Below are 22366 nucleotides of genomic sequence, written 5' to 3'. Positions count from 1 at the left end.
GATCTCTCCCCACGCCCGGTGACCTACATCGATCACCTTGGCACACGAGGAGAGACCGACACGAGATAGATCAAAAAACACCAGCTACCTAGGCGCCAAGCGGGGATCGGCCTACGTCTTCCTGATCCCCGCTTTCCTTCTCTACTCCGTCTTCGTCGTCTACCCGCTGTTCACCGGGCTGACCTACAGCTTCTTCTCCTGGAAGGGCACGCTGCGCGACGGCTTCGCCGGCCTGGCCAACTACGCGGGGCTGCTGACGGGCTCCTTCCTCGACCAGCTCCTTCCCGCGCTCGGCCACAACTTCCTGCTCTTCGCCGGCGCCCTGCTGGTGCAGAACACGCTGGGCCTGGCCTTCGCGCTGGCGCTGTCTGCGGTACGGCGCGGCAAGCGCGCGCTCCAGACCATGTTCGCCCTGCCCTACCTCGTCAATCCGCTGGTCATCGGCTATCTCTGGACGCTGCTGCTCAGCCCTGCCTTCGGCCCCGTCAACGCCCTGCTCAGACCTGCCGGGCTCGACATGCCCTGGCTCGGCGACCCCGCCACCGCGCTGCCCACCGTCATCCTGATCACCACCTGGCAGTGGGTGGGCTTCCCGATGTTGTTGTTCAGCGCCGCGCTGGGCGGCATCCCCCAGGAGTACGCAGAAGCGGCGCGGACCGACGGCGCCACCTCCTGGCAGGTCTTCAGGAGCATCACGTTGCCGCTGCTGAAGCCCGCGATGGCCACCATCACGATCCTCACCTTCATCGGCTCCATGAACACCTTCGCCCTGGTCTACGCCCTCGGCGGTTCCAACGGCGCACCCGCGGGCGCGACAGACGTGCTGGGCCTGCTGTTCTACCGCTCGGCCTTCGCCTCGGGCGACGTCAACGCCCTGGGCACGTCCTCGGCGCTGGCCGTCTTCATGTTCACCTTCATCTTCGGCTCCACTCTTCTGCTGGAGCGCGTGCTGCGGAGGCGGGCATGAGAACGCTCTGGGTGAAGGTGCTGCTGTGGGGCTACGCCGCGTTCTCGATGACGCCGCTGGTCGTCATGGTGCTCAGCTCGTTCCGGCCCACCAGCGAAATCTTCGACGACCCGCTCGGCCTGCCCGGCTCGCCGGTCTTCAGCAACTACGTCAAGGCGTGGACAGAGGCCTCCTTCTCGACCTATGTCGCCAACTCGGTGCTGGTCGTGGTCTCGGCGGTGCTGCTCGGCGCGGCGGTGTCGCTGCTGGCGGCCTACTCGCTCGGCCGCCGGATCTTCCGTGGGCGCAGCCTGTTCGCCGCCTACTTCGTCTCCGGCATGACCCTGCCCGCGCACCTGGGCGTGCTGCCGCTGTTCTACCTGATGGAGAGCATGGGGCTGGTCGACTCGCGGCTGGGCCTGATCCTGGTGTACGCGGCCGGCTCGATCCCCTTCAACGTCTTCGTGCTCACCGCCTTCTTCCGCCAGCTGCCCCACGAGCTGGACGAGGCCGCCGCGCTCGACGGCGCGGGACCCTTCGCGACCTTCTGGCACGTGATGCTGCCCCTGGTCCGGCCGGCGATCGCCACCGTGGTCGTCTTCCAGTTCGTGCCGCTGTGGAATGACTTCTTCTACCCGCTGGTCCTGATGCGCGACGAGGGCAAGCTGACGCTGCCCGTCGGTCTCACCAACTTCTTCGGCGAGTTCCAGAACGACTGGGGGACGCTCTTCGCCGGGCTGGTGATGACGACGATCCCCCTGGTCGTGCTCTTCGTGGTCGCCACCCGCCAGATCGTCGCCGGCCTGACCGCCGGCATGAACCGTTGAGGAAAACCCTATGGATCTCGTGACAGCTTTCGCCGCCGAGGCGCGCAGCCGCTTGGACGACCTGGTGGCCGGTCAGCTGCCGGCCATCAGGCGGGCGGGAAGGTTGATCGCCGACTCGGTGCGCGCGGGCGGGGTGGTCCAGGCGTACGGCACGGGCCACTCGGAGGCCGTGGCGCTGGAGGTGGCGGGCCGCGCCGGCGGCCTCATCCCCACCAACCGCCTCACCCTGCGCGACCCGGTCGTTCTGGGCGGATCCTCTCCCGCCGACTTCGACCCGCTCGCCGAACGCGACCCGCAGACCGCGCACCAGGTGCTCGCGCTGCACCGGATCGAGCCCGCCGACATCTTCGTGATCGCCTCCAACTCCGGCGGCAACGGCTCGACCGTCGAGATGGCCCGCCTGGTCAAGAAGCGCTCGTTGCCGCTCATCGTGATCACTTCCCTCGCCCACACCAGCGCCATCACCTCCCGGCACCCCTCGGGGCAGCGCCTGTTCGAGCTGGCCGACGTCGTGATCGACAACCTCGCCCCGTACGGCGACGCCGTACTGGAGACCGAGCACGGACCCGTCTGCGGCATCTCCTCGATCACCTCCGCACTGGCCGCACAACTCATGATCGCCGAGGCGATCGGCCTGCTCAGCGCAGCGGGAACCATCCCGCCCACCTACCTGTCGGCCAATATCCCCGGCGCCGACGCCCACAACGACGCGCTCGTGGCCCGCTACGCCGGGCGGATCAGGACCGGTGCCCTGTGAGCGTGACGATCGCCGCATTCTGGCCACCGCCCCCGCACGAAACCACCGTCGAACGCTACCGGCAGCTCGCCGACGCGGGGATCGACCTGGTCATCACCGGCAACTACCTCAACGACGCCGCCATACTCCGGCACTCGCTCGCCTGCGCCGAGAAGGTGGGGCTCGGTGTGCTCGTCGCCTCCGACCCTCGGATCGACGTGCTCATGCGCGATCTGGACGTGGACGAGCGGCAGACCCGCGCGTTGATCTCCCGGGTGATCGACGACTACGAGGGCTACGGGTCCTTCCGCGGCATCAGCCTGATGGACGAGCCGTACCCCGACCGCTTCCCCCGCCTGGCGGTCGGCGTCTCCGAGGTACGGTCGCGGGGCCACCTCGCCTACGTTAATCTCTTCCCCAGCCACGTCACCGGCTCCTATGACGCGTACGTGGGCGACTTCGTGTCGGCGGTCCGCCCCTCCGTGCTCTCCTTCGACCGCTATCCCTTCCTGTCCTCGGGTGAGGACGACGGCTACTTCGCCGACCTGGCGACGATCCGTACCCATGCCGCCCGCGCCGGGCTGCCCGCCTGGCTCTATCTGCAGACGCTCGCCTACGACGGCCACCGCACCCCGACCGCCGCGGAGCTCGCCTGGCAGGTCAACACCGCCCTCGCGTACGGCTACACCGGGTTCCAGTACTTCACCTACTGGACCCCCGATCCGGCGCGCGGCGAAGGCTTCCAGCCGGCGTTGATCCACGACGGCGAGCCGACCGAGCGGTACGCCATCGTCCGCACGCTCAACACCGGCTGGCTCCGGCCCATCGGCGAGGCGCTGTCCGGGCTGCCGTGGACGGGTGTGGAGCACTCCTCGGACTTCCTGCTCGGCCGGTACGGCGAGCAGCACCTCTTCGTGTGCAACGCCCGCTTCGACACACCCGTCGAGGTCACACTCCCGGGCCGGCTGTCCGCCTACGATCCGGCCACCGGCACGTACTCGCCCTGCCCCGGCACGTTCACCCTCGCCCCCGGCGCGGCGCGCCTGCTCCGCTGATGCTCTTCCTCGGCGTCGACGCGGGTGGCACCAACACCCGCGCCGCCATCCACACCGCTTCCGGCACGCGGGCCGGCTTCGGCACGGCAGGCGGCGGCAACCCCGCCGCCCACGGCTCGCCGGCCGCCGCCGCGGCCATCTCCACCGCCCTCGGCCAGGCGCTCCGCGGCATCGACCCCCGCTCGGTGGTCGCCTCAGTAGCCGGCGTGGCCGGTGCCGACGACACCTTCTCGCTCCACGAGACCTGGACCGCGCACGGCCTGACCCACGCTCCCCGGCTGGTCAGCGACGTGGACGTCGCCTACGCCGCCGGCACCCCCGCCCCCGCCGGAACCCTCCTGCTCGCCGGCACCGGAGCCGCCGCCGCCCGATTCGCCGGCCGTTCGATCGAGGCCGTCACCGACGGCCTCGGCTGGCTCCTCGGCGACCTTGGCAGCGGCTTCTGGCTCGGCCGGACCGGGGTGGCGGCAGCCGTACGCTCCCTCGACACAGGCGCCGCGCCTGGCCCGCTGGTCCACCTCGTGGCCGACCACTTCGGCGTCCCTTCCCCCTCCTCGCACCGCCCGTCCCGGCACCTCGCCGAGGTCATCGTCCGGCTCGCTCAGAAGGACCGCATGACCCTGGCCTCCGCCGCCCCCCTCGTCTCCCGGGCGGCCCTCGCCTGCGACCCCCTCGCCACCCGCATCGTGCTCCAGGCCGCAGAACACCTCGTGTCCGCTGCCGTCCGGCTGCACCGCTCCGGCCCCATCGTGGTCGCCGGCAGCGTTCTGACCAGCGACGGCCCGATCCGTTCCATGGTGCTGGCGCGCCTGCCCGGCGAGGTCGTCACCGCTCGTGACTACGCCGGCGCGGCCAGCTGGCTCGCCGCCCTCGACCACCTGGACGCGGCGCCGGACTCTCATCGGCGGTTCACCGGGTCGACGTCCTGAGATTCCTGCTCGGCGTAACCTGCGACCCCTTAGACCCCCAGGCACATCACGAGGGTGCGGGATCACGGCCGATACCGCCACCACCTGAGGTTATAGTCCTTGCCTGTCCTTCAGGGGCCATGGCCGTCCAGCGCGATTGTCGCTCAGTTAGTCACTCAGAATTCGTCGTACCCGGAGACCTGGCCGATGGAGAAGATGTGCCGGTTGGCGGCGCAGATCGTCTCCAGAACGTGGATGGGCGTGTCCTCGGTGGAATAGCTCGCGCGGAGCACTTGGACGATCCACTCTCCGGGCTCGAGTTCCAGCGTCTCGCGTTCGAAGGTCGTCGGTGGCCGAGCGGTCAGGTTCTCTTCCGCGTGGCCGAACGAGTAGCCGAGGGCGATCAACGCAGACTGAAGCGACGGCTTCACGAACTCCGGCTCGGCGAGCCTGGTGTCGCCGAACAGGTCAGCGCGGAAGTAGCTCGTCGCGATGCGTACGGGCACGTCGTTCGCGGTCATCATCTTGCGCCGGGCCACGATGTCCGTGCCGGGCTCGACGCGCAGGCAGGCTGCAACGTGATCGCTGGCGGGTTCCAGCCCGACGTAGAGCATCCGGCGATCAGCTTTGAGTCCTTGCTGTTCCGCTTCCGCCAGGAACAGGGACTTGGAGCCCCTGACGGCAGGCTCGGTCGGCAACGCCCGCTGCACCAGCACACGAGGGGCCGGCGAGGCAGGACCCTCTGGCGCACGAGCGGTCGGCCCCTTTCTCATCTGCGAGATGCGTCCAGGCGAGACCCCCAGCCGCCCGGCAATCTCCTCCAGGCTCATGCCGGACTCCCGCGCCTCCGCGATGGCCTGCCGCCGCATCTTGGCCGCCTCGGCGACGAGCCCCTGCTCCTCGGTCATGAGTCGGCTGAGCATGCGGGCTCGTTCCACGGGATCGCTGACCTGCGCGACTTCTCTCAGCGTCTTCAAGTCCATCCGGGCGTTGCCTCCTCAGCGACCGACATTCGGCGCACTTTAGCCCCCTATTGCGAGGGTCTGGCCAGCGCTCTACTCTCGACTTTAGCCCCCCTAAAACCGGGGCCTTGAGTAGACCCCCCACCTGCGGGACGAACGGTGCTGCAACACCACCCGCAGACGGGGGGCCGAAGCATCGAGAGCTTGGGGCGTCAACGATGCAGGACCAGATTATCGCCGTGCCTCGGAACGGCAAGAAAACGCAAGCCGTGCTGTCCGCAGATCTCCTGCGCCAGACCCTCCAGACGGAGCACGGCATACAAGCGGACCTCCATGCGGGATACGACCTCGCCCTGGTGTCCGTCTGGGTAGGGCTGATGGTGTGGTGCGACGGCCACCGGTTCTGGTGGCGCACCGGCCGGGACCCCGAACGCAAGCGCGCCGTGTACGCTTGGCATCCGGCCATCGAACCCATGCGCGCCGCCCGCCGCGTCGCCTTCCGGTACGCCGATCTACGCGCTAATCACCCGCTCTCGCAGACGATCAGCGACATGGCATTCGCCACCGGCGCCTCACCGGCGGGAAACCCGACGTGACAACGGCTGGCAGTGCCATCGGCAGTCGCGTCAAGAGCGCAGACGTGGCCTGACGCGGCACTAGCTAGATGGTCACCCCACGGGGGTGGCGGACGGAGCGCGTCACGGGCACTTCGCGCGCATCTTGGGGCTCCAGCCGTTGTGGACGACGTACTTGCTTCCTGCGTAGTAGCTGACCTGGCCCTGCAGGCGGTAGGTGAAGATGGTCCCCCGCTTGCAGCCCTTGTACAACGTCTTCTTGCCGGCCCCGTACCAGGAGGCGCTGGAGATGTTCTGCCAGCCCCACCAGCGCTTGCGCTGAAGCATGATCTTGATGCGCTGGTCGCGGGAGCAGCCTATCGCCCAGCCGGTCGCGGCCACGTGTCCCTTGCGCATCTCCGGACGGTACACACGCACCTCACGGCAGGACATCGCCGTCGAGCTGGCCGCCGCGGCGGCCGTGGTGACGGTGGCGGGGGAGGTCTGGGCGCTGGTCTGGACGGAGGCCTGCGCGGGGGCGCCCGCGGTCAGAGCCGCGGCAGCGACCGCCGCACCGAGGGCCATCGTGTTGAGCGTTCGCATCGGGTTCTCCTTGGTGCTCGTCGTACTGGACACCGCGAAGGTAGCCAGGCCGATGTTGAGAATTTGTGGAGCGCCTGTTGAGCGAACGAACGGCAACCCGTGCTCAGCCGGTTTGGACTTGGCGATCTTCTTGATCTCACGGCGTTGCCGGCAGCGTGAACGTCGGCGCCCGGCCGCCCTTGTACTTGGGATACAGGGAGTCGAACCCGTCGGCGTTGAGGTTGTGGATCACATCCCGGACCCGGTCTTCACTGGTGAACGCCACCTGCGCGATCTTCGCAACAGACATGCCCTGGGCCGACAGCAGCACCATCTGCGCCCGCCGCCAGGTCACCACCGACCCGCTGCCACGCCGAATGATGCGCAGCAGCCGGTTTCCCTCGTCGTCATCAATCTCGCGTACACGAACCCCGTTCGGCCACGAGCAGAGTCTGAAGCGATCACACAGACTGAGGTGGGACCTTGATCGGCGTGTCACCTCGAAACGGGGCAAACCCAAGCTGCTACAGCACTAGGCGGCACCACCGAGGCGTTCGCCTCCCGCCTGTTCGGCGCCGGCGTGACCCGCACCAACGCGCTGGAGACGCTGGTCATCGCTTCCTTGGTGCGCGGCCTGTCGGTGCGCGACGTGGAGGGTGCCCTGGCTGATGCGCTCGGGCCCGAGGCCGCCTTGTCGAAGTCGACCGTCTCGACGATCTGCCAGGCGATCGTGGCCGAGTACGACGCCTGGTCACGTCGTGAGCTGACCGCGATCGAGCTGGACTACCTGTTCCTGGACGCCTCGCACTTCAAGATGCACGACGGGCAGCGCCCCGAGCCGGTGCTGGCCGCCTACGCAGCCCAGCATGGCGACCACAGCCGACAGCCGGCAAGGGGAGATCAGCCCACCCGGTCAGATGGCCGCCTGGTAGGCGCTGGCGCGCATGCCCGCCAGCAACCCCGCCGTCTGCTCAGGCGTGTAGCGGCGCACCGGGTCGTGGTGGAGCAGCCCCTCGATCAGCGGCCGCATCACCCCAGCCCGCCGGGGCGGTGGGTAGGGGCCGCTGCGCGCCATGCCGAGCACCGTCGCCGCGTCCTGCCCGGGGTAGGGCGGCTGGCCCTCGACGGCGCTGTAGAGGGTGGCGCCGAAGGACCACATGTCGGCCTCCTTGCTGGCCGGCCCCCCATGCAGGCGTTCGGGCGCCATGAAGGCGGGGGTGCCCCGCAGCCGCCGGGACGTCGTCATCCGGATGTCGCCCTCGGCGGTCGCTATGCCGAAGTCGGTGAGCACCACCCGGTCGCCGGTCAGCATGACGTTGGCGGGCTTCACGTCGCGGTGGAGCACCCCGGCCTTGTGCGCGGTGCGCAGCGCGGCGAGCAGGTGCTGGCCGATCGCGGCCACCGACTGAGCGGGCAATGTGCCCACCTGGGAGAGCAACTGGTGCAATGAGAGCCCGTCGAGATACTCCATCACGATCCAGAGCTTGCCGCCCTCCTCGATCAGGTCGTGCACCGTGACGATGTTCGGGTGCGTCAGGCCGGCAGCCATCCTGGCCTCACGCAGCACCCGGCGGCGCACCATCTCGGCCTCACCGGCCAAGGTCAGCTCCTTAAGCGCCACCGTACGGTGGAGGAGCTGATCGAACGCACGCCAGACGACGCCCATACCCCCACGACCGGCCTCCTCGTTCAGGAGGTACCGTCCGCCGATCTTCCGCATACCATCCCCTCATGCTCGGGGATAATCATGTCACTTCAGCACAGGCCGTAGGGTGCCTAACGTGATCCGGATATGTCGGAAAGTGCGGGAGTGCTGGTCAACGGCCTAGAAATTCGATCAGACAAAGCGCGCCACACCAGTCCGACACCCACCAAACATACGCCAGTGGCGCCCACGAGGACGGCGCCAAGCCCCGCGAACTCGGCCACGACGCCCCCCACAGCCGCCCCGAGCGGCATCCCGGCCATGCCGACGAGGCGGTATGCCGAATTGACCCGTCCCAGCAACTCGGCCGGGATCAGCCGCTGCCGGGTGGAGATCACCAGGACGTTGCCTGCCGCGCCCACCACGCCCCACAGGACGGCGGTCGGGTAGAGCGTCCACGGTGACGGCACGATCACCGGCACCAGGAGCAGCAGGCTGCTGGTCAGCCACGAGCCCACCAGGGTGCGCGCCTCCCCGAAGATCGCCGAGGCCCGTCCCGACAGCAGCGACCCGAACACCGCTCCGACGGCGAAGGCCGTCATCATCAGGCCGTACTCGCGGGGTTCCAGCCCGATGCGCGACTCCTCGCCGACGGCCCAGAGGACGAAGACGGCGAAGTAGGCGGCGTTGGCGAGGTTGAGCATTCCGGCGGTGACAGCCAGGCTCCGCAGCACCCGGTGCGACCAGAGGTAGCGCAGTGCCTCGCCGATGTCCCGGCGCAGCGGTCCCCTCTCCGCCGCGGCATGGGGCAGGCGGTACGTGCCGCGCATGCCCAGCAGCAGCAGGCCCGCGGCGCCGTACAGGATGGCCGGGGCGCCGAAGAGCGCGGCGGGGAGCGCCACCACGAGCACGCCCGCCAGCGGGGCGCCGACGAAGTCGTTGCCGATCATCTGGGCGGTGGAGACGCGGCCGTTCGCCCTGGTGAGGTGGTCCTGGGGCACGGTCATGGGCAGGATCGACTGCGCGGAGGTGTCGGCGAAGACCTCGGCCACGCCGGCCATGAGCACGGCCGCCACCAGCACCCACAGGTCGAGCAGGCCGAGCAGCGCCAGCAGGCCGGCCAGGGACAGGATCGCCGCGCGGGCGGCGTTGGCCAGGACCATGACGCGGCGGCGGTCGGCCCGGTCGGCGATCGCCCCCGCGTGCAGCGCGAACAGCAGCCACGGCGCCGTCGCGGCGGCCCCCACCAGCGAGACCAGGGTGGGGGAGCGGGTCATGGACACGGCCAGCAGCGGCGCGCCGACCTTCAGCACGCCGTCGGCCAGGTTCGACAGCGCGGTGGATGACCAGAGAAAACCGAACGAACGCCCCACGGCTGCACTCCGATAGTGTGTAAGGGAAAGTGTGCATAGGTTTCTTTGCAAAGATAGGCTTGCACAGCATGCAGAGCAAGAGCTATTCCGCCCGGACGCTCGACGCCAACGCGCTGAAGTCGTTCGCCCACCCGCTGCGGCTGCGGATCTACGAGCTGCTGGACGAGCACGGGCCGTCCACGGCCACCAGGCTGGCCGCGCTGCTGGGCCAGAACACCGGCGCGACCAGCTACCACCTCAGAGAGCTGGCCAGGCACCACATGATCGAGGTGGTGCAGGGGATGGGGCGCGGCAAGGAGAAGTACTGGCGCATCGCGCCAGGCGGCTTCTCCTACGGGGAGCCGGATGCCGCGGATCCCGAGGCGGCGACCGCGCTGGAGACCCTGATTGACGACCTGATACGGCAGCGCGGCGCGGAGCTGGCCCGGTGGCGCCAGGAGGAGGCGACGGCCCCCGAGGAGTGGGTGCGGGCCAGCGGCTTCGGGCGGCGGTCGCTGCGGCTCACGCCGGAGGAGACCGGCGAGCTGCGGGAGGAGGTGTTCGAGGTGCTGGAGAGGTACCGGGCGCTGTCGGACCGCAGGGAACGGGAGTCGGCCGCCCCCCGCGATCCGTCGATCGGGCACGTGGTCATCCACTTCGACGTGCTCCCGGTGGGGACCGGCCGGGAGGCGCCGGACGGGACGACTTCCTAGGAGATGAGCTTGAGCGCGAGCTCGGGCAGCCCCTCCGGAGCCGTCTTCGGCGACCCGGCGTTGAACGGCGGGCGCGGGTCGTACTCGATGGCCAGCTGCACGGCCTGTGCCGTCGTCGCGTCGGTGGCCTGGCCCAGCAGCGTCAGCGCCATGTCGATGCCCGCCGACACCCCGGCCGCGGTGACGACCTTGCCCTGGGTGACGACGCGCTCGCTCACCGGCTCGGCCCCGTGCTCGCGCAGCATGTCGAGGATGGCCCAGTGGCTGGTCGCCTTCAGACCCTTGAGCAGCCCGGCGGCCGCCAGCACGAAGGAGCCGCTGCACACCGAGGTGGTCCACCGGGTGTGCTCGTGGGCCTGCCTGAGCCACTCCAGCAGCGCCTCGTCGGACACCGCCTCCAGCGTCCCCGGGCCGCCCGGGACCACGATCACGTCAGGGCGCGGCAGCTCCGCGTACGAGGCGGTGGCGGTGAGGGTGAGCGTGCCCTGGTCGTCCGTCACCGGCCCGGGCTCGGCCGCGACGAACGTGACCGTCCAGCCGGGCGCGAACGCCAGCACCGTGTACGGCCCGACCGCGTCGAGCGCGGTGAACCGGGGATAGAGGGGGATGGCCACATGCATGGCTACTTCTCCTTCGATTGGAACCGGCGACGGTGGTCGCCGGGTGAGATCCGCCAGTGGCGGCGGAAGACTCGGTAGAGGGTCTCCGGCGTGCCGAGCCCCGACTCCCTGGCCACCCTGTCCAGCGGATGGCCGGTGACCTCCAGGAGCCGCCTGGCTGCCTCGGCCCGGCTGCGCTCGACGTACCGGCCGGGTGACAGCCCGGTCTGCTCGGTGAAGACGCGGGAGAAGTGGCGCTCGCTCATCCCGGCCCGCGCGGCCAGCGCGGGCACGCTCAGGTCGGCCGTGGGGTTCGCCTCGATGTACGCCTGGAGCTCCCTCAGCGGCTCGCTGCGCGGCGTCATGGCCCGCATCGGCGTGCTGAACTGGCTCTGCCCGCCCGGCCTGTGCAGGTACACCACGAGGCCGCGGGCGACGTCCCTGGCCAGCGCGTGGCCGTGGTCCCTGGCCACCAGGGCGAGCGCGAGATCCACGCCGGACAGCACGCCCGCCGAGGTCCAGACGTTGCCGTCCTCGATGTAGAGCGGATCGGCGTCCACCTCGACGCACTCGTAGCGGGCGTCCAGCTCGTGGGCGGCGAGCCAGTGCGTGGTGACCCGCCGGTGGTCCAGCAGCCCGGCCTCGGCCAGCAGGAAGGCGCCGTTGCACACGGACGCGACCCGCCGGGCGCCGGCCGCCAGCCGGGCGACGTGCCCGACGAGCTCCCGGTCCGCCAGCCGCTCGGGCACGGTCATCCCGCCCGCCACCAGCAGCGTGTCGATCGGCCCCGCGACCTCGCCGAGCGCCGAGGCCGTGACGGTGACGCCGTTGCCCGCGGGCACGGCGCCGCCGCCCACGGCCGCCACCTCGACCTGGTACCCGCCCCCGGGCACCAGCAGGTCCGCCGTCGCGAACACGTCCGCGGGACCGGCCATGTCGAGCAGCTGGAAGCCGGGGAAGACGACGATCAGGACTCGTCGCTGCATGTTTTCATGCTGGTCGCGGGCCCGCACCGGCGTCAACGACACGAATATTGCACATTACGCCATGACCTCCCATCACGATCAGACGGCATGATGGCGGCCAAGAAGATCGTCGAAAGGTGTTACGTGAAGAGAATCGTGTCCATCGCCGTCGCGAACCTGCTCGTGATCGGCCTCACCCCCGCCGCTCACGCCGTGTCCGCGGCGCCCGCGAGCGCGCGCGATGTCTACGCCGACTACGCCGAGCTTTCCGCCCATGAGGTCGAAGGCAGAGACTATCGCCGCGTCCAGCGCGTCCCCCGCGGAGCGAAGGCGGCGCACATAGCCATCCACGGCGGCGCCATCGAGCCGCCGACATCGCAGCTCGCCGACCACGCCGCGGGCCGCAGGCATGCCTACTACTCGTTCGAAGGCATCAAGGCCACCGGCAACAGCGCTCTGCACATCACCTCCACGCACTTCGACGAGCCCAAGGCGCTCAAGGTGGTGGCGGCGGTCGACTACACCGTCTCCTGGCATGCCGCGGCGGGCGCCGATGCCACCACCTACGTCGGCGGACGAGACAAGGCGCTGGTCAAAAGGGTGACGGCCGGGTTGCGCGCCGCCGGGTTCGCCGTCTCGGCGTCCGTGCCCGAGGAGATCGGCGGTGACAGCCCCCGCAACATCGCGAACAGGAACCGCAGAGGCATGGGGGTGCAGCTGGAGATCAGCCGGGGTCAGCGGGAGCGGTTCTTCGACGGAGGGAAGCTGAACCGGGCCTGGATCGAGAACCCCGCCAACCGCACGAAAGCCTTCTACCGGTACGTCGCCGCCGTCAACCGCGCGCTCGGCTGAGCAGCACGGATGAACGCCGTGAGCCCCCGGGGCAGGACCGGGGGCTCACGGCGCGCGACATGGGCGGAAATTTCAGCCCATGTGCGGGTAACGGTGGTCGGTCGGCGGCACGAACGTCTCCTTGATCGTCCGGGCGTTCACCCAGCGGATCAGGTTGAAGATCGAGCCCGCCTTGTCGTTGGTGCCCGAGGCACGGGCGCCGCCGAAGGGCTGCTGCCCCACGACCGCGCCGGTCGGCTTGTCGTTGACGTAGAAGTTGCCCGCCGCGAAGCGCAGCCGCTCGGAGGCGGACGCGATGGCGTACCGGTCCTGGGCGATGATCGACCCGGTCAGCGCGTACGGCGCGATGCCCTCCATCTGGTCGAGCACCGTGTCGAAGTCGCGGTCCTCGTAGACGTGCACGCCGAGGATGGGACCGAAGTACTCCTTGACGAAGATCTCGTCGGTCGGGTCGGCCGACTCCAGGATGGTCGGCTTCACGAAGTAGCCGACGCTGTCGTCGTACGAGCCGGTGAGGACGTCGATGTTCGCGGTCGCCCGCGCCCGGTCGATGGCCTCCTTGTGCTTGGCGAACGCCCGGGCGTCGATGACCCCGCCCATGAACGTCGACAGGTCACCCGACACGTCGCCCACGGTCAGCGACTCGGCCGTGGCGACGAAGTCGTCGCGCATCCGGTTCCAGACCGAGCGCGGCACGTACGCCCGCGAGGCCGCCGAGCACTTCTGCCCCTGGTACTCGAACGCGCCCCTGACCAGCGCCGTCGAGAGCACGGCCGGGTCGGCGGACGGGTGCGCGAGCACGAAGTCCTTGCCGCCGGTCTCGCCGACGAGGCGCGGGTAGCCGTGGTAGGAGGCGATGTTCTGGCCGACCGTGCGCCACAGGTGCTGGAACGTCGCCGTGGAGCCGGTGAAGTGGATCCCGGCCAGGGCCGGGTGCGCGAGCGCCACCTCGGAGACGGCCTGCCCGTTGCCGGTGACCATGTTGATCACGCCAGGGGGCAGCCCTGCCTCCTCCAGCAGCCGCATGGTGAAGTGCGCGGCGAACTGCTGGGTGGGCGACGGCTTCCAGACGACGACATTCCCCATCAAAGCGGCAGAAGTCGGCAAATTTCCGGCGATGGCGGTGAAGTTGAACGGCGTGATCGCCAGCACGAAGCCCTCGAGCGGCCGGTACTCCATCCGGTTCCACACGCCAGGCGACGAGATCGGCTGGTCGGCGTAGAGCTGACGCGCGTACGCCACGTTGAACCGCAGGAAGTCGATCAGCTCGCAGGCCGAGTCGATCTCCGCCTGCTGCACCGACTTCGACTGGCCCAGCATGGTCGCCGCGTTGAGCGTGGCCCGCCACGGCCCGGCAAGCAGGTCGGCGGCCTTGAGGAAGATCGCCGCGCGCTCGTCGAAGGACAGCGCCCGCCACGCGGGAGCCGCCGCAAGCGCGGTGTCGACGGCGTCCTGCACGTCCCGGGCCGTAGCGTCGTTGGTACGGCCCAGAACGGCGGCGTGGTTGTGCGGTTGCACCACGTCGATGGGGGCGCCGCCGCCCAGGCGCTGCTCGCCGCCGATGGTCATGGTCAGGTCGATCGACGACCCGGCCAGCTCCTTGATGCGGTCTTCCAGCGCCGACCGCTCGGCGCTGCCCGGCGCGTACCCGTAGATGCGCTCGTTGGCGGGAACGGGGACGTTGCTGATGGCATCCATTACTTACCCCCAAGGGCACGAAGGAAGAAGGCGACGTTGGCGGGGCGCTCGGCCAGGCGGCGCATGAAGTAGCCGTACCAGTCGTCGCCGTAGGGGACGTATACGCGGACCGTGTGGCCGGCACCTGCCAGGGACTCCTGCAGGTCGGTCCGGATTCCGTAGAGCATCTGGAACTCGTGGTCGCCGATCGTCCGCCCGAACCGGTCGGCGAGCAGCTCCGTGATCGCGATCATGCGATCGTCGTGCGTCGCCACCATGGGGTATCCCTTCCCCGCCATGAGGATCCGCAGGCATCGCACGTACGCCTTGTCCACGGCGCTCTTGCCCTGGTGGGCCACGGAGGCGGGCTCGCGGTAGGCGCCCTTGACCAGGCGCACCCTGGAGCCCTCGGCGGCCAGGTCGCGGCAGTCGTCCTCGCTGCGGAACAGGTACGCCTGGATCGCCACGCCCGTCGACGGGTAGTCCTCGCGCAGCTTGCGCAGGATGGTCAGCGTCGAGTCGACGGTGGTGTGGTCCTCCATGTCGAGCGTGACGGTCGAGCCGTTGAGCGCCGCGGCGGCGCAGATCTCGCGGGCGTGCTCCAGTGCCATCGCGTCGTCGAGCCGCTGCCCGACGGCCGACAGCTTCACCGACACCTCACCCCCCGCCCCGAGCCCGAGCGGCCGGAGGGCGTCGAGCAGCGTGAGGTAGGCGTTCGTGACGTCCTCGGCGGCGCGCGCGTCGCGCGTCTCCTCGCCGAGATGGTCGACGGTGACGGCCAGCTTGGCGTCGCGCAGCCGCTCGATGGCGTCGCGGGCCGCCTGGACGCTTTCTCCCGCGACGAACCGATCGACCACTCTCCTGGTGAGCGGAAAACCCGACACGGCACGGCGTACGACGCCGCTCCCTGACGCGGCGAGGAGCACTTGACCCAGCATGCCTCAAGTCTAAAAACCCAGCTCAGAGGGGGCCATCGACGTGCGTAACGCCCGGTGTGGCAGGCTGTCATACAAATGCACAACACGGCAGACCTGCAAGAGATCGTCGACGAGATCGCCGCCCGGCTGGGGGCGTCCGTGACGCTGGAGGACCGCTCGTTCCGGCTGCTGGCCTACGGGGCGCAGCACGGCGACATCGACACGGTCCGCCAGGAGTCGATCCTGCGCAGGCGCGCCACCGGCGAGGTACGCGACTACTTCGAGCGCTACGGCATCGCCAGGGCCACGGGCCCGGTCCGCATCCCCGCCGACGCCGAGCTGCGGGTCCTCGCCAGAGTGTGCTGGCCGCTGCGCCACGGCGAGGTCACCTACGGCTACCTGTGGCTGCTCGACTCGGGTTCGCTCACGGCCCTCGACTCCGTCGCGCCGCTGGTCGCCAGGGCCGCCGCCGCGCTCGCCCAGGAGGCCAGGAGCCGGCAGGACCTCGGCCGGGGGCTGCTCGCCCTGTTCTCGGCCGATCCGGCGGAGCGCGCGAGCGCCTCCATCGAGTTGCCCGGCCCGGTCACGGCGGTCGCCGTACGCGAGTCGGCCGAGCGCGTCGCCGCCTTGTGGACGCTCCCGCGCGGCGTCCTGGCCCGCACCGGCTCGCCCGTCGCCCTGCTCACCCCGTCCCACCTCGCGGGCGAGGTCGCGCAGACCCTGCAGAGCGCGTACGGCACCGCCGCCGGGATCGGCGCCCCACGGCCCGACCCGGACGACGCCTGGCTGAGCTGGCGCGAGGCCCGCCACGCGCTGCGCATCGCCGAGCACTTCCCCCGGTACGCCCCCATCGCCCGCTGGGAGGACCTCGGCGTGCACCGCCTGCTGGCCAGGCTCGGGCAGCAGGACCTGCGCGAGCTGGCGGCCGAGACCGCCGCCCTGGACGCCGAGCTGGCCGAGACGGTGGAGGTCTATCTCGACCACGGCGGCCACGCCCAGAAGGCGGCCGCCGAGCTCGGCATCCACCGCCAGACGCTCTACTACCGGCTGGGCAAGGCCGAGCGCCTCACCCACAGGGACCTCTCGGACGGCGACGACCGCCTGGCCGTGCACCTGGGTCTCAAGGCCGCCCGGCTGCTGTAGGGGCGCGGTAGACCTTGACCCAGTCCACGTACATCGACACGGTGTCCGGCGTGGCGGAGTCGCGGCACTGCGGCTCGCACACCACGTCGTTCTGCAGCGCGAGCCCCATCTCGCGGCCCTGGGGCACGTACGGGCCCCGGTAGTCCCAGAGCTTCCTGCCGTCCAGCCAGAACGTCAGCCGCCCCGGCAGCCAGTCCACCGCCACCGTGTGCCACCTGGTGAAGTCGGCCCGCAGCTGCCGCTGGGCCCGGCCGTGCCCGCCGTGCACGAAGATCCCGCCGCCCTGCCGGGCCGGGTCGACGATCTCGGCGAAGTCCACCTCGGCGTAGTCGTCGTCCTCTCCCTGCTGGGTCGGCCACAGCAGGGCCACGGGGGTGTAGCCGGCCCCCGCCTCGCCCTTGAACCTGACCTCCCACCTGCCGTACTGCTGCGCGAGCCGGGTGGCGACCCCGCCCGACAGGTCCTTGCCGCCGTACATGCCGCCCTTGAGGCGCAGCACGCCGTCCGCGACCGTCGTCGCCCTCCCGGTACGGGGGTTCCGCCGGGCCTCGGGGGAGTGGTAGATCATCCATTTGCCGGTGTCGAGGGCAGAGCCGTCGAAGTGCTCCACGAGAACCGGGGCGCCCCAGCCCGGCGTCTGCGCCTGCGCGGTCTGGGGGAGCACGGCGACGCCCAGGAGCGTCACCGTGACCAGAACCTGACTGTGTGTAGTCATGGGGTCAATGGAAGCAAAGATGTCACTCCGGTAACGGCTCTTCGGGGAAACCGGGGGCCGGATCAGGCGCAGGCCGCCTCGTAGACCCGGATGAGCTCCTGGCTCACGCGCTCCCAGGAGTAGCGCGAGCGCGCCCGGTCGGCACCGGCGTAGCCGAGCGCGGTGCGCAGGGTCGGGTCCGACAGCAGCTCGCGGGCCAGCCGGGCGGTGCGCGCGGGCCGGTCGGGCGGCACCAGCAGCCCGGTGACGCCGTCGATGACGGAGTCGAGGTGCGCGCCGACGGCCGAGGCGATCACCGGTACGCCGCAGGCCATCGCCTCCAGCGCGACGATCCCCGTGGCGGCCTCGCGCGGCACCGACACCACGGCGTCCGCGCTGCGCATCAGCTTCGGCACGGCGGAGCGCTTGACCTGGCCGAGCAGCGTCACCTGGCCGGCGACGCCGAGCTGCTCGGCCAGCGCGCGCAGGCGGCGGGCGTCCCGGTCGTTCTCGAGGTCCTCGGGTTCCGGCCCGCCCGCGATGACCAGTTCGACGTCGCCGAGGCCCTGCAGCGCCCGGACGATGGTGTGCGCGCCGCGCTCGGTCGACAGGGGGCCGACGTGCAGCAGCCGCTTGCGCGTGCCCCGCGTGGCCACCGCGCCGCGGCGCTGGAAGCGCTCGGTGTCGACGCCGTAGGGGACGACGGCGATGTTGCAGCGTGGCACGCCGAGCCTGATCAGGGCCGACTCCTCGTCGCCCGAGCCGGCGATGACCGCGTCGGCGCGGCGGCCGAGCGCCAGCTCCAGCTCCTTGTGCAAGGCGTCGACGGTGTGGAACGTCTGCGTGACCGGCACCCCCAGGTCCTGGGCGCCCGCCACGGCGGCCAGCCCGCCTGTCCACGAATGCGCGTGGATCACGTCCGGCCGGTCCTGGCTCCATCGCTTCATCAGGTGTTCGCCGACGTCGTTCAGGAACGGCACGACCTCGTCGTCCGCCAGCTCCTCGGCGGGGCCCACGTCTATCTGCTCCAGCGTGACTCCCGGGGCCACCCGCGTCTTGGGCTTGCCTTCGGCGCTGTCACGGCGGGAGTAGATGGTGACATGGTGCCCGCGACCCAGCTCGCGCGCGACGGAAAGGATGTGGTGACGCCGAGCACCCTCGGCGGCGGCGACGATCGCGATATTCATGGCACACCTCAGCGTGGAAAGCCTGGAAGGTGTGCCTGCGTCTTAGGCACGTCTATCTACGCTTTCGACCATACCCAGGTTCGGGCCGATCGCAAACCCCTATAGATCAGACATCATGACTGTGCAGGTCAGGCACCCCGGAGCGCGAAGATCACGATCTCGTCCCACACCTGGCCGCCCGAGAACGCGTGCCGGTCCGCCTCCACCGCCTTGACCACGGTGGAGGGCGACTGGCCCGCGCACCGGCCGAGCACGTCGGCCAGGCGCTCCTCGCCGTACGGCTCGCCGCGCTCGTTCCTGGAGGAGATCAGCCCCTCCGAATACAGCACCAGCGTCTCGCCGGAGGCGAGAGTCAGCTGCTCCGCCCCGGTCTCCGCCTCGGGCGCGATGCCCAGCGGCACGCCGCCGCCCGCGGCGAAGCGCACGCCGCCGTCGGACTGCAGCAGTGCGGCGGGGTGGTGCCCGGCCGACGACAGCCTGATCTCGCGCCCCTTCACGAAGCCCGCGACGGCCATCACGAACATGCCGGTGCCCTGCGCGACCAGGGCCTCGTTGACCTTGCGCATCACCAGGTCGGGGTCGGACTCCCAGACGCTGAGCACCCGCAGGCCGCCGCGTACCATCGCGCTGACCGACGCGGCCTCCTCGCCCTTGCCCGCGGCCCCGCCCAGCGCGAACCCCCACCCGCCCGACATGGGGAAGACGTCGTAGAACTCGGCGCCCACCGACGATCCCGGGTGGTAGACGGCCGCCGCCTCGTAGCCCGGCACGTCGGGCAGGTTGCGCGGCGCCACGCTCGCCGAGAGCGCGTCCGCCGCCTTCGAGCGGCTCTGGAAGCTGCTCTGGGCGCGTACCGCCAGGCCCAGCTGCAGCCCCACCTCCTGCATGACGGCCAGGTCGGCCAGCGTGAACGGCTGCCTGTCGTGCGTGCGCACCAGCGTCAGCACGCCGTCGGCGGTGCCGATGGGCACGCACAGCATCGAGCCCGCGCCCATCGCCGTCAGCAGCGGCCCGTCCGCGCAGAACCCGAACAGCGTCTCGTCGTCCACCATCTCCTGCACCACGCCGGAGCCGCGCTCCAGCACCTGCGCCACGACCTGGCTGCTCGCCGGATCGGCGGACTCCACCTGGCGGACGAGCTCGCCCAGCGGCTGGCTCTTCGGCGCCACCACCACGGAGCGGTGCGGCACCCCGTCACGGACCATGTCGGCGATCACCCAGTCCGCCCACTGGGCCGCCAGCAGCCGCGTCGCCCTCGGCAGCGCCACCGGGCGCAGCAGCGCCTCCTCATCCAGCAGCAGATTGGCCATCTTGACCAGCAGGTCCTGCCGCTTGGCCGCCGCCAGCAGCAGCGCGCCGTCGGACTGCTCGGGCCGCCGAGCGCCCGGCTCGGGCAGCTGCACCTCGACCGGCAGCGCCACCGCCGCGACCATCTGCTGCGGCTCTCCCGGCATCGTGAGCCTGGTCAGCGCCAGCTGCACGACGTGCGTACGCCCCTGGTGCGCCAGCCGGGTCTCGAACGCCGACGGCTGCCCGGTCTGCAGCACCGCCGTCAGATGCGACCTGAACGCCGCCCGCCGCGACACATCCACCAGCAGGGGGAACGACCGGCCCACCAGGTAGCCGTCGGGGCTGCCGAGCATCCGCGAGGTCTCGGGGTTGATCCGCCTGACCACGCCGCCGCTGTCGAGCACGATGACCGGCACGGGAAAGGCCCGGAAAACCTGGCGCAGCAGCTTGAGCTCCCGCTGCGTGCCGTCCTTCTTGCCGCCCGGCCGCTTGGGCGCCTTCTGCAGCGCCTCCCGGGCCTCGGCCAGCAGCTCGGCCGCTGTGTCGAGCTCGGCGAGGGCGGCGTCGAGCGTGGGCGCGAGGTCGGCGGGATAGGCCGTCCTCGCCTCACGCAACGACGACACGCGCCCGGCCAGCGCGTCCAGCGCTTGTTCGAGGTCCGGCATGGTCACCCTCTGACGCTACGACACTCGGGATATCGGTAGCCATATCGGGTAGGGGCTTGTTGCTATGGAATCAACCGCGATGATCACCCCCGGTCTCGCCCGTGACCTCGCCACTCTGGGCCGGCTGGGTGAGGACACCTCGACGGAAAGTGTGCTGCGTGGCCTCACCACGGCGCTGGCCGCCGGCGTCCCGGGCTGCTCGGGAGCCTCGGCCGAGCACTGGCGCGACCACCGGGTGCTGGTCTCCGGCTCGCACAGCGAGCTCATCATGCTCGTCGAAGGCGAACGCGAACTCGGCGAGGGCCCGTCCATCGAGGCCAGGCAGAGCGGCGGCCGCGCGAGCGTGAGCGACGTGCTCAGCGAGACCCGCTGGCCCCGCTACGACGCGCTGGCCACCCGGTGGGGCGTGCGCTCCGTGCTCGTCGTCCCCATCGACGTGGCGCCCGCCCTGCTGCTGGTCGGCCTCTATTCGGTACGCCCGGAAGCGTTCTCCCCGCAGGGCGCCCACTCCCTGGCCGACATGCTGACCGAGCAGGTCGGGGTGGCGATGGCGAACATGTGGGAGTTCGACGAGGTGCGCACCGACGCCGCCCAGCTCCAGGAGGCTCTCGCCGGACGGTCGATGATCGACCAGGCCAAGGGCATCATCATGCAGACCAGCGGGTGCACCGCCGAGGCCGCGTTCGAGGAGCTGCGCAGGATCTCCCAGCACCACCAGGTCAAGGTGGCCGACCTGGCCAGGCTGCTGGTCGACGAGCACCAGCGCAAGTCGAAGCGCTGAGCCTCAGCCGATGGCCGCCAGCGCGTCGTCGAGCGTGTCGTAGAGCGGCAGCCGCTGCGCCAGCCCGGTGATCCACATCACCCTGGACTTGGAGTATTCCACCCCGATGAGCGCGAACCTGGCGCCCGAGGCCAGGCTCGTCTGCCAGTGGTGAACGATGAGCCCGAGCGCCCGCGAGTCCATGAACGTCACGCCGGCCAGGTCAAGAATCAGGTTGGGGCCGGCCATGGACAGGTAGTCGGCGAACTGCTCGCGGGTCGTGGCGTCGAGCACGCCGTCGACCCGGATCACCGTGATCTCGTCCACGGTCGACGACGTGAGGCTCAGGGCCGCCACGGGCCCCTCGCCGTTCTCCGGCATGGTCACGGAGCAACCCTACTGTCACCGAACATGGGAGGAATACTTCCGGCGATACGGGGGACACTTGTTGCGGAGTCCAGCAGCGGGCTTTCGTCTCGAGAGTAGAGCGAGGCGTGCCTCTGCCTGGGCTTTTCCTGCTGGGGGAGGCCGCCTGCGATCCATATGAGGAGCAGCGATGGCTGTGCAGGAATACGTCCTCGAGGAAATGACGGCTGAAGAGCTCCTGGCCGAGATGGTCAGGGCGGAAACCCCCGACAGTCAGCGGGAGCGCCTGCGCGAACGCATCGTCGAGATGCACAGGCCGCTGGCCATGGAGATCGCCAGGCGATACCGCTACCGCGGCGAGCCGTTGGAGGATCTCCTCCAAGCCGCGTATGTTGGCCTGATGAAAGCCGTCAACGGCTTCGATCCCACCCTCGGCCACGCGTTCAGGGGCTATGCCGTCGTGACGATGACCGGCGAGGTCAAGCGCCACTTCCGGGACCGCACGTGGGCCATCCGGGTGCCGCGCCTCTACCAGGAGCGCCGCTCGGAGCTCAACCGGCTGGTCGCCGACCTCAGCCAGGACCTCGGCAGATCGCCGACCGTGGCGGAGCTGGCCGCCAAGATGAACATCACCGAGGAGGACGTCCTGCTGACGCTCGACGCCTCCGCCGCGTACAGCACCCTGTCGCTCGACGCGCCGCTCGGCACCGACGACGACGCCGCCTCGCTCGGCGACGTCATCCCGGAGGACGACGACACGCTGAGCACCATGGTCGACAGGGAGGCCGTCAAGCCGCTCATCGACGCGCTCCCGTCCAGGGAGAAGCACATCCTGCTGCTGCGGTTCTTCGGCAACATGACGCAGGCCGAGATCGCGGCCGAGTTCGGGATCTCCCAGATGCACGTCTCACGTATCCTCCGCAAGGTTCTCGACCAGCTACGCACTGAGCTGGTCGGTTGAGAAGAAGGTC

The 22366-nt window shown here is 70.2% G+C and carries 24 protein-coding genes and 1 pseudogene; 12 read left to right on the top strand and 13 right to left on the bottom strand.

What is annotated here, in order from left to right:
• Nucleotides 1–37 precede the first annotated feature (37 nt).
• From ACIBVN_RS55815 to ACIBVN_RS55795, 5 genes are read left to right on the top strand one after another with little or no spacing between them, the layout of a single operon-like run.
• Nucleotides 38–967 (top strand): carbohydrate ABC transporter permease, encoded by a 930-nt coding sequence (locus ACIBVN_RS55815; protein WP_397150238.1) that lies wholly within the window; start codon nucleotides 38–40, stop codon nucleotides 965–967.
• Nucleotides 964–1773, top strand: a complete 810-nt coding sequence (locus ACIBVN_RS55810) for a carbohydrate ABC transporter permease (RefSeq protein ID WP_397150236.1) — start codon at nucleotides 964–966, stop codon at nucleotides 1771–1773. Before ACIBVN_RS55815 ends, ACIBVN_RS55810 begins: the two co-directional genes overlap by 4 nt.
• 10 nt (nucleotides 1774–1783) lie before the next feature.
• Nucleotides 1784–2530, top strand: a complete 747-nt coding sequence (locus ACIBVN_RS55805) for a sugar isomerase domain-containing protein (RefSeq protein ID WP_397150234.1) — start codon at nucleotides 1784–1786, stop codon at nucleotides 2528–2530.
• Between the two features lie 2 nt (nucleotides 2531–2532).
• The gene (locus ACIBVN_RS55800) at nucleotides 2533–3564 is read left to right on the top strand and encodes a hypothetical protein (RefSeq protein ID WP_397150232.1); all 1032 of its coding nucleotides are present in this window, start codon (nucleotides 2533–2535) and stop codon (nucleotides 3562–3564) included.
• The gene (locus ACIBVN_RS55795; protein WP_397150230.1) at nucleotides 3564–4493 is read left to right on the top strand and encodes a BadF/BadG/BcrA/BcrD ATPase family protein; all 930 of its coding nucleotides are present in this window, start codon (nucleotides 3564–3566) and stop codon (nucleotides 4491–4493) included. The genes ACIBVN_RS55800 and ACIBVN_RS55795 overlap by 1 nt, the downstream gene beginning before the upstream one ends.
• Before the next feature lie 155 nt (nucleotides 4494–4648).
• Here the strand turns inward: ACIBVN_RS55795 and ACIBVN_RS55790 are convergent, their stop codons facing one another.
• Nucleotides 4649–5455, bottom strand: a complete 807-nt coding sequence (locus tag ACIBVN_RS55790; protein ID WP_397150228.1) for a UTRA domain-containing protein — start codon at nucleotides 5453–5455, stop codon at nucleotides 4649–4651.
• A 197-nt stretch (nucleotides 5456–5652) separates the two neighbouring features.
• On the opposite strand from ACIBVN_RS55790, the gene ACIBVN_RS55785 reads away from it, so the two are divergent.
• A complete protein-coding gene (locus tag ACIBVN_RS55785) occupies nucleotides 5653–6030 on the top strand; it encodes a hypothetical protein (protein ID WP_397150227.1) in 378 nt (125 codons plus the stop codon).
• Between the two features lie 102 nt (nucleotides 6031–6132).
• Here ACIBVN_RS55785 and ACIBVN_RS55780 read toward each other — a convergent pair whose 3' ends face one another.
• Nucleotides 6133–6591, bottom strand: a complete 459-nt coding sequence (locus ACIBVN_RS55780) for a hypothetical protein (RefSeq protein ID WP_397150225.1) — start codon at nucleotides 6589–6591, stop codon at nucleotides 6133–6135.
• Nucleotides 6592–6727: 136 nt separating this feature from the next.
• Entirely contained in the window at nucleotides 6728–6925 is a 198-nt protein-coding gene (locus ACIBVN_RS55775; RefSeq protein WP_397150223.1) for a helix-turn-helix domain-containing protein, read from the bottom strand.
• 210 nt (nucleotides 6926–7135) lie between these two features.
• Between ACIBVN_RS55775 and ACIBVN_RS55770 the strand changes: the two are divergent.
• Nucleotides 7136–7414, top strand: a pseudogene (locus tag ACIBVN_RS55770) (transposase); the annotation flags it as partial.
• Nucleotides 7415–7483: 69 nt separating this feature from the next.
• Here the strand turns inward: ACIBVN_RS55770 and ACIBVN_RS55765 are convergent.
• Nucleotides 7484–8290 carry a serine/threonine-protein kinase gene (locus ACIBVN_RS55765; RefSeq protein ID WP_349447762.1) on the bottom strand — a complete coding sequence of 269 codons (807 nt, stop codon included), beginning with the start codon at nucleotides 8288–8290 and terminating at the stop codon, nucleotides 7484–7486.
• A 56-nt stretch (nucleotides 8291–8346) separates the two neighbouring features.
• The gene (locus tag ACIBVN_RS55760; RefSeq protein WP_397150221.1) at nucleotides 8347–9588 is read right to left on the bottom strand and encodes an MFS transporter; all 1242 of its coding nucleotides are present in this window, start codon (nucleotides 9586–9588) and stop codon (nucleotides 8347–8349) included.
• A gap of 68 nt (nucleotides 9589–9656) precedes the next feature.
• On the opposite strand from ACIBVN_RS55760, the gene ACIBVN_RS55755 reads away from it, so the two are divergent.
• Complete coding sequence (locus ACIBVN_RS55755; RefSeq protein ID WP_397150219.1) at nucleotides 9657–10280, top strand: ArsR/SmtB family transcription factor; 624 nt, start codon at nucleotides 9657–9659, stop codon at nucleotides 10278–10280.
• On the opposite strand, the gene ACIBVN_RS55750 is transcribed toward ACIBVN_RS55755, so the two are convergent.
• Together ACIBVN_RS55750 and ACIBVN_RS55745 are read right to left on the bottom strand one after the other, a co-directional pair.
• The gene (locus tag ACIBVN_RS55750; RefSeq protein WP_397150217.1) at nucleotides 10277–10900 is read right to left on the bottom strand and encodes a DJ-1/PfpI family protein; all 624 of its coding nucleotides are present in this window, start codon (nucleotides 10898–10900) and stop codon (nucleotides 10277–10279) included. The genes ACIBVN_RS55755 and ACIBVN_RS55750 overlap by 4 nt on opposite strands.
• A 2-nt stretch (nucleotides 10901–10902) precedes the next feature.
• Nucleotides 10903–11865, bottom strand: coding sequence for a GlxA family transcriptional regulator (locus ACIBVN_RS55745; RefSeq protein WP_397150215.1), 963 nt, complete (start codon nucleotides 11863–11865; stop codon nucleotides 10903–10905).
• Between the two features lie 123 nt (nucleotides 11866–11988).
• On the opposite strand from ACIBVN_RS55745, the gene ACIBVN_RS55740 reads away from it, so the two are divergent.
• Nucleotides 11989–12696 carry a poly-gamma-glutamate hydrolase family protein gene (locus ACIBVN_RS55740; protein WP_397150213.1) on the top strand — a complete coding sequence of 236 codons (708 nt, stop codon included), beginning with the start codon at nucleotides 11989–11991 and terminating at the stop codon, nucleotides 12694–12696.
• Nucleotides 12697–12768: 72 nt separating this feature from the next.
• Here the strand turns inward: ACIBVN_RS55740 and pruA are convergent, their stop codons facing one another.
• Together pruA and ACIBVN_RS55730 are read right to left on the bottom strand one after the other, a co-directional pair.
• Nucleotides 12769–14394 (bottom strand): L-glutamate gamma-semialdehyde dehydrogenase, encoded by a 1626-nt coding sequence (pruA, locus tag ACIBVN_RS55735; protein WP_397150211.1) that lies wholly within the window; start codon nucleotides 14392–14394, stop codon nucleotides 12769–12771.
• On the bottom strand, nucleotides 14394–15311 hold the full coding sequence (locus tag ACIBVN_RS55730; protein ID WP_397150209.1) for a proline dehydrogenase family protein: 918 nt from the start codon (nucleotides 15309–15311) through the stop codon (nucleotides 14394–14396). The genes pruA and ACIBVN_RS55730 overlap by 1 nt, the downstream gene beginning before the upstream one ends.
• 75 nt (nucleotides 15312–15386) lie before the next feature.
• Here ACIBVN_RS55730 and ACIBVN_RS55725 point away from each other — a divergent pair, with 75 nt between their 5' ends.
• Nucleotides 15387–16433, top strand: a complete 1047-nt coding sequence (locus ACIBVN_RS55725; protein ID WP_397150207.1) for a helix-turn-helix domain-containing protein — start codon at nucleotides 15387–15389, stop codon at nucleotides 16431–16433.
• On the opposite strand, the gene ACIBVN_RS55720 is transcribed toward ACIBVN_RS55725, so the two are convergent.
• From ACIBVN_RS55720 to ACIBVN_RS55710, 3 genes are all read right to left on the bottom strand, one after another.
• Nucleotides 16411–17148: a glycoside hydrolase family 16 protein gene (locus tag ACIBVN_RS55720; protein ID WP_397150205.1), complete on the bottom strand. Its 738-nt coding sequence runs from the start codon at nucleotides 17146–17148 to the stop codon at nucleotides 16411–16413. The genes ACIBVN_RS55725 and ACIBVN_RS55720 overlap by 23 nt on opposite strands.
• A gap of 62 nt (nucleotides 17149–17210) precedes the next feature.
• Nucleotides 17211–18314 (bottom strand): glycosyltransferase, encoded by a 1104-nt coding sequence (locus ACIBVN_RS55715; protein ID WP_397150203.1) that lies wholly within the window; start codon nucleotides 18312–18314, stop codon nucleotides 17211–17213.
• A 128-nt stretch (nucleotides 18315–18442) separates the two neighbouring features.
• The gene (locus ACIBVN_RS55710; RefSeq protein ID WP_397150240.1) at nucleotides 18443–20269 is read right to left on the bottom strand and encodes a SpoIIE family protein phosphatase; all 1827 of its coding nucleotides are present in this window, start codon (nucleotides 20267–20269) and stop codon (nucleotides 18443–18445) included.
• Nucleotides 20270–20333: 64 nt separating this feature from the next.
• On the opposite strand from ACIBVN_RS55710, the gene ACIBVN_RS55705 reads away from it, so the two are divergent.
• Nucleotides 20334–21050, top strand: a complete 717-nt coding sequence (locus tag ACIBVN_RS55705; RefSeq protein ID WP_397150201.1) for an ANTAR domain-containing response regulator — start codon at nucleotides 20334–20336, stop codon at nucleotides 21048–21050.
• 3 nt (nucleotides 21051–21053) lie between these two features.
• Here the strand turns inward: ACIBVN_RS55705 and ACIBVN_RS55700 are convergent, their stop codons facing one another.
• A complete protein-coding gene (locus ACIBVN_RS55700) occupies nucleotides 21054–21410 on the bottom strand; it encodes an STAS domain-containing protein (protein ID WP_349448246.1) in 357 nt (118 codons plus the stop codon).
• A gap of 175 nt (nucleotides 21411–21585) precedes the next feature.
• Between ACIBVN_RS55700 and ACIBVN_RS55695 the strand changes: the two genes are divergently transcribed.
• Nucleotides 21586–22356 carry a SigB/SigF/SigG family RNA polymerase sigma factor gene (locus ACIBVN_RS55695; RefSeq protein ID WP_349447750.1) on the top strand — a complete coding sequence of 257 codons (771 nt, stop codon included), beginning with the start codon at nucleotides 21586–21588 and terminating at the stop codon, nucleotides 22354–22356.
• Nucleotides 22357–22366: the final 10 nt, after the last annotated feature.

Source organism: Nonomuraea sp. NPDC049400 (assembly GCF_044466425.1).
Lineage (GTDB): Bacteria > Actinomycetota > Actinomycetes > Streptosporangiales > Streptosporangiaceae > Nonomuraea.
The sequence above is the reverse complement of the archived record's forward strand: the minus strand, read 5'-3'. Positions and strand labels throughout refer to the sequence as shown.

Bases quoted from the DNA above. Each gene is read 5' to 3' on its own strand.
- ACIBVN_RS55810 (WP_397150236.1), top strand. From the start codon at position 964: ATGAGAACGCTCTGGGTGAAGGTGCTGCTGTGGGGCTACGCCGCGTTC.
- ACIBVN_RS55805 (WP_397150234.1), top strand. From the start codon at position 1,784: ATGGATCTCGTGACAGCTTTCGCCGCCGAGGCGCGCAGCCGCTTGGAC.
- ACIBVN_RS55795 (WP_397150230.1), top strand. From the start codon at position 3,564: ATGCTCTTCCTCGGCGTCGACGCGGGTGGCACCAACACCCGCGCCGCC.
- ACIBVN_RS55790 (WP_397150228.1), bottom strand. From the start codon at position 5,455: ATGGACTTGAAGACGCTGAGAGAAGTCGCGCAGGTCAGCGATCCCGTG.
- ACIBVN_RS55785 (WP_397150227.1), top strand. From the start codon at position 5,653: ATGCAGGACCAGATTATCGCCGTGCCTCGGAACGGCAAGAAAACGCAA.
- ACIBVN_RS55780 (WP_397150225.1), bottom strand. From the start codon at position 6,591: ATGCGAACGCTCAACACGATGGCCCTCGGTGCGGCGGTCGCTGCCGCG.
- ACIBVN_RS55765 (WP_349447762.1), bottom strand. From the start codon at position 8,290: ATGCGGAAGATCGGCGGACGGTACCTCCTGAACGAGGAGGCCGGTCGT.
- ACIBVN_RS55755 (WP_397150219.1), top strand. From the start codon at position 9,657: ATGCAGAGCAAGAGCTATTCCGCCCGGACGCTCGACGCCAACGCGCTG.
- ACIBVN_RS55750 (WP_397150217.1), bottom strand. From the start codon at position 10,900: ATGCATGTGGCCATCCCCCTCTATCCCCGGTTCACCGCGCTCGACGCG.
- ACIBVN_RS55745 (WP_397150215.1), bottom strand. From the start codon at position 11,865: ATGCAGCGACGAGTCCTGATCGTCGTCTTCCCCGGCTTCCAGCTGCTC.
- pruA (WP_397150211.1), bottom strand. From the start codon at position 14,394: ATGGATGCCATCAGCAACGTCCCCGTTCCCGCCAACGAGCGCATCTAC.
- ACIBVN_RS55730 (WP_397150209.1), bottom strand. From the start codon at position 15,311: ATGCTGGGTCAAGTGCTCCTCGCCGCGTCAGGGAGCGGCGTCGTACGC.
- ACIBVN_RS55725 (WP_397150207.1), top strand. From the start codon at position 15,387: ATGCACAACACGGCAGACCTGCAAGAGATCGTCGACGAGATCGCCGCC.
- ACIBVN_RS55720 (WP_397150205.1), bottom strand. From the start codon at position 17,148: ATGACTACACACAGTCAGGTTCTGGTCACGGTGACGCTCCTGGGCGTC.
- ACIBVN_RS55715 (WP_397150203.1), bottom strand. From the start codon at position 18,314: ATGAATATCGCGATCGTCGCCGCCGCCGAGGGTGCTCGGCGTCACCAC.
- ACIBVN_RS55710 (WP_397150240.1), bottom strand. From the start codon at position 20,269: ATGCCGGACCTCGAACAAGCGCTGGACGCGCTGGCCGGGCGCGTGTCG.
- ACIBVN_RS55705 (WP_397150201.1), top strand. From the start codon at position 20,334: ATGGAATCAACCGCGATGATCACCCCCGGTCTCGCCCGTGACCTCGCC.
- ACIBVN_RS55700 (WP_349448246.1), bottom strand. From the start codon at position 21,410: ATGCCGGAGAACGGCGAGGGGCCCGTGGCGGCCCTGAGCCTCACGTCG.
- ACIBVN_RS55695 (WP_349447750.1), top strand. From the start codon at position 21,586: ATGGCTGTGCAGGAATACGTCCTCGAGGAAATGACGGCTGAAGAGCTC.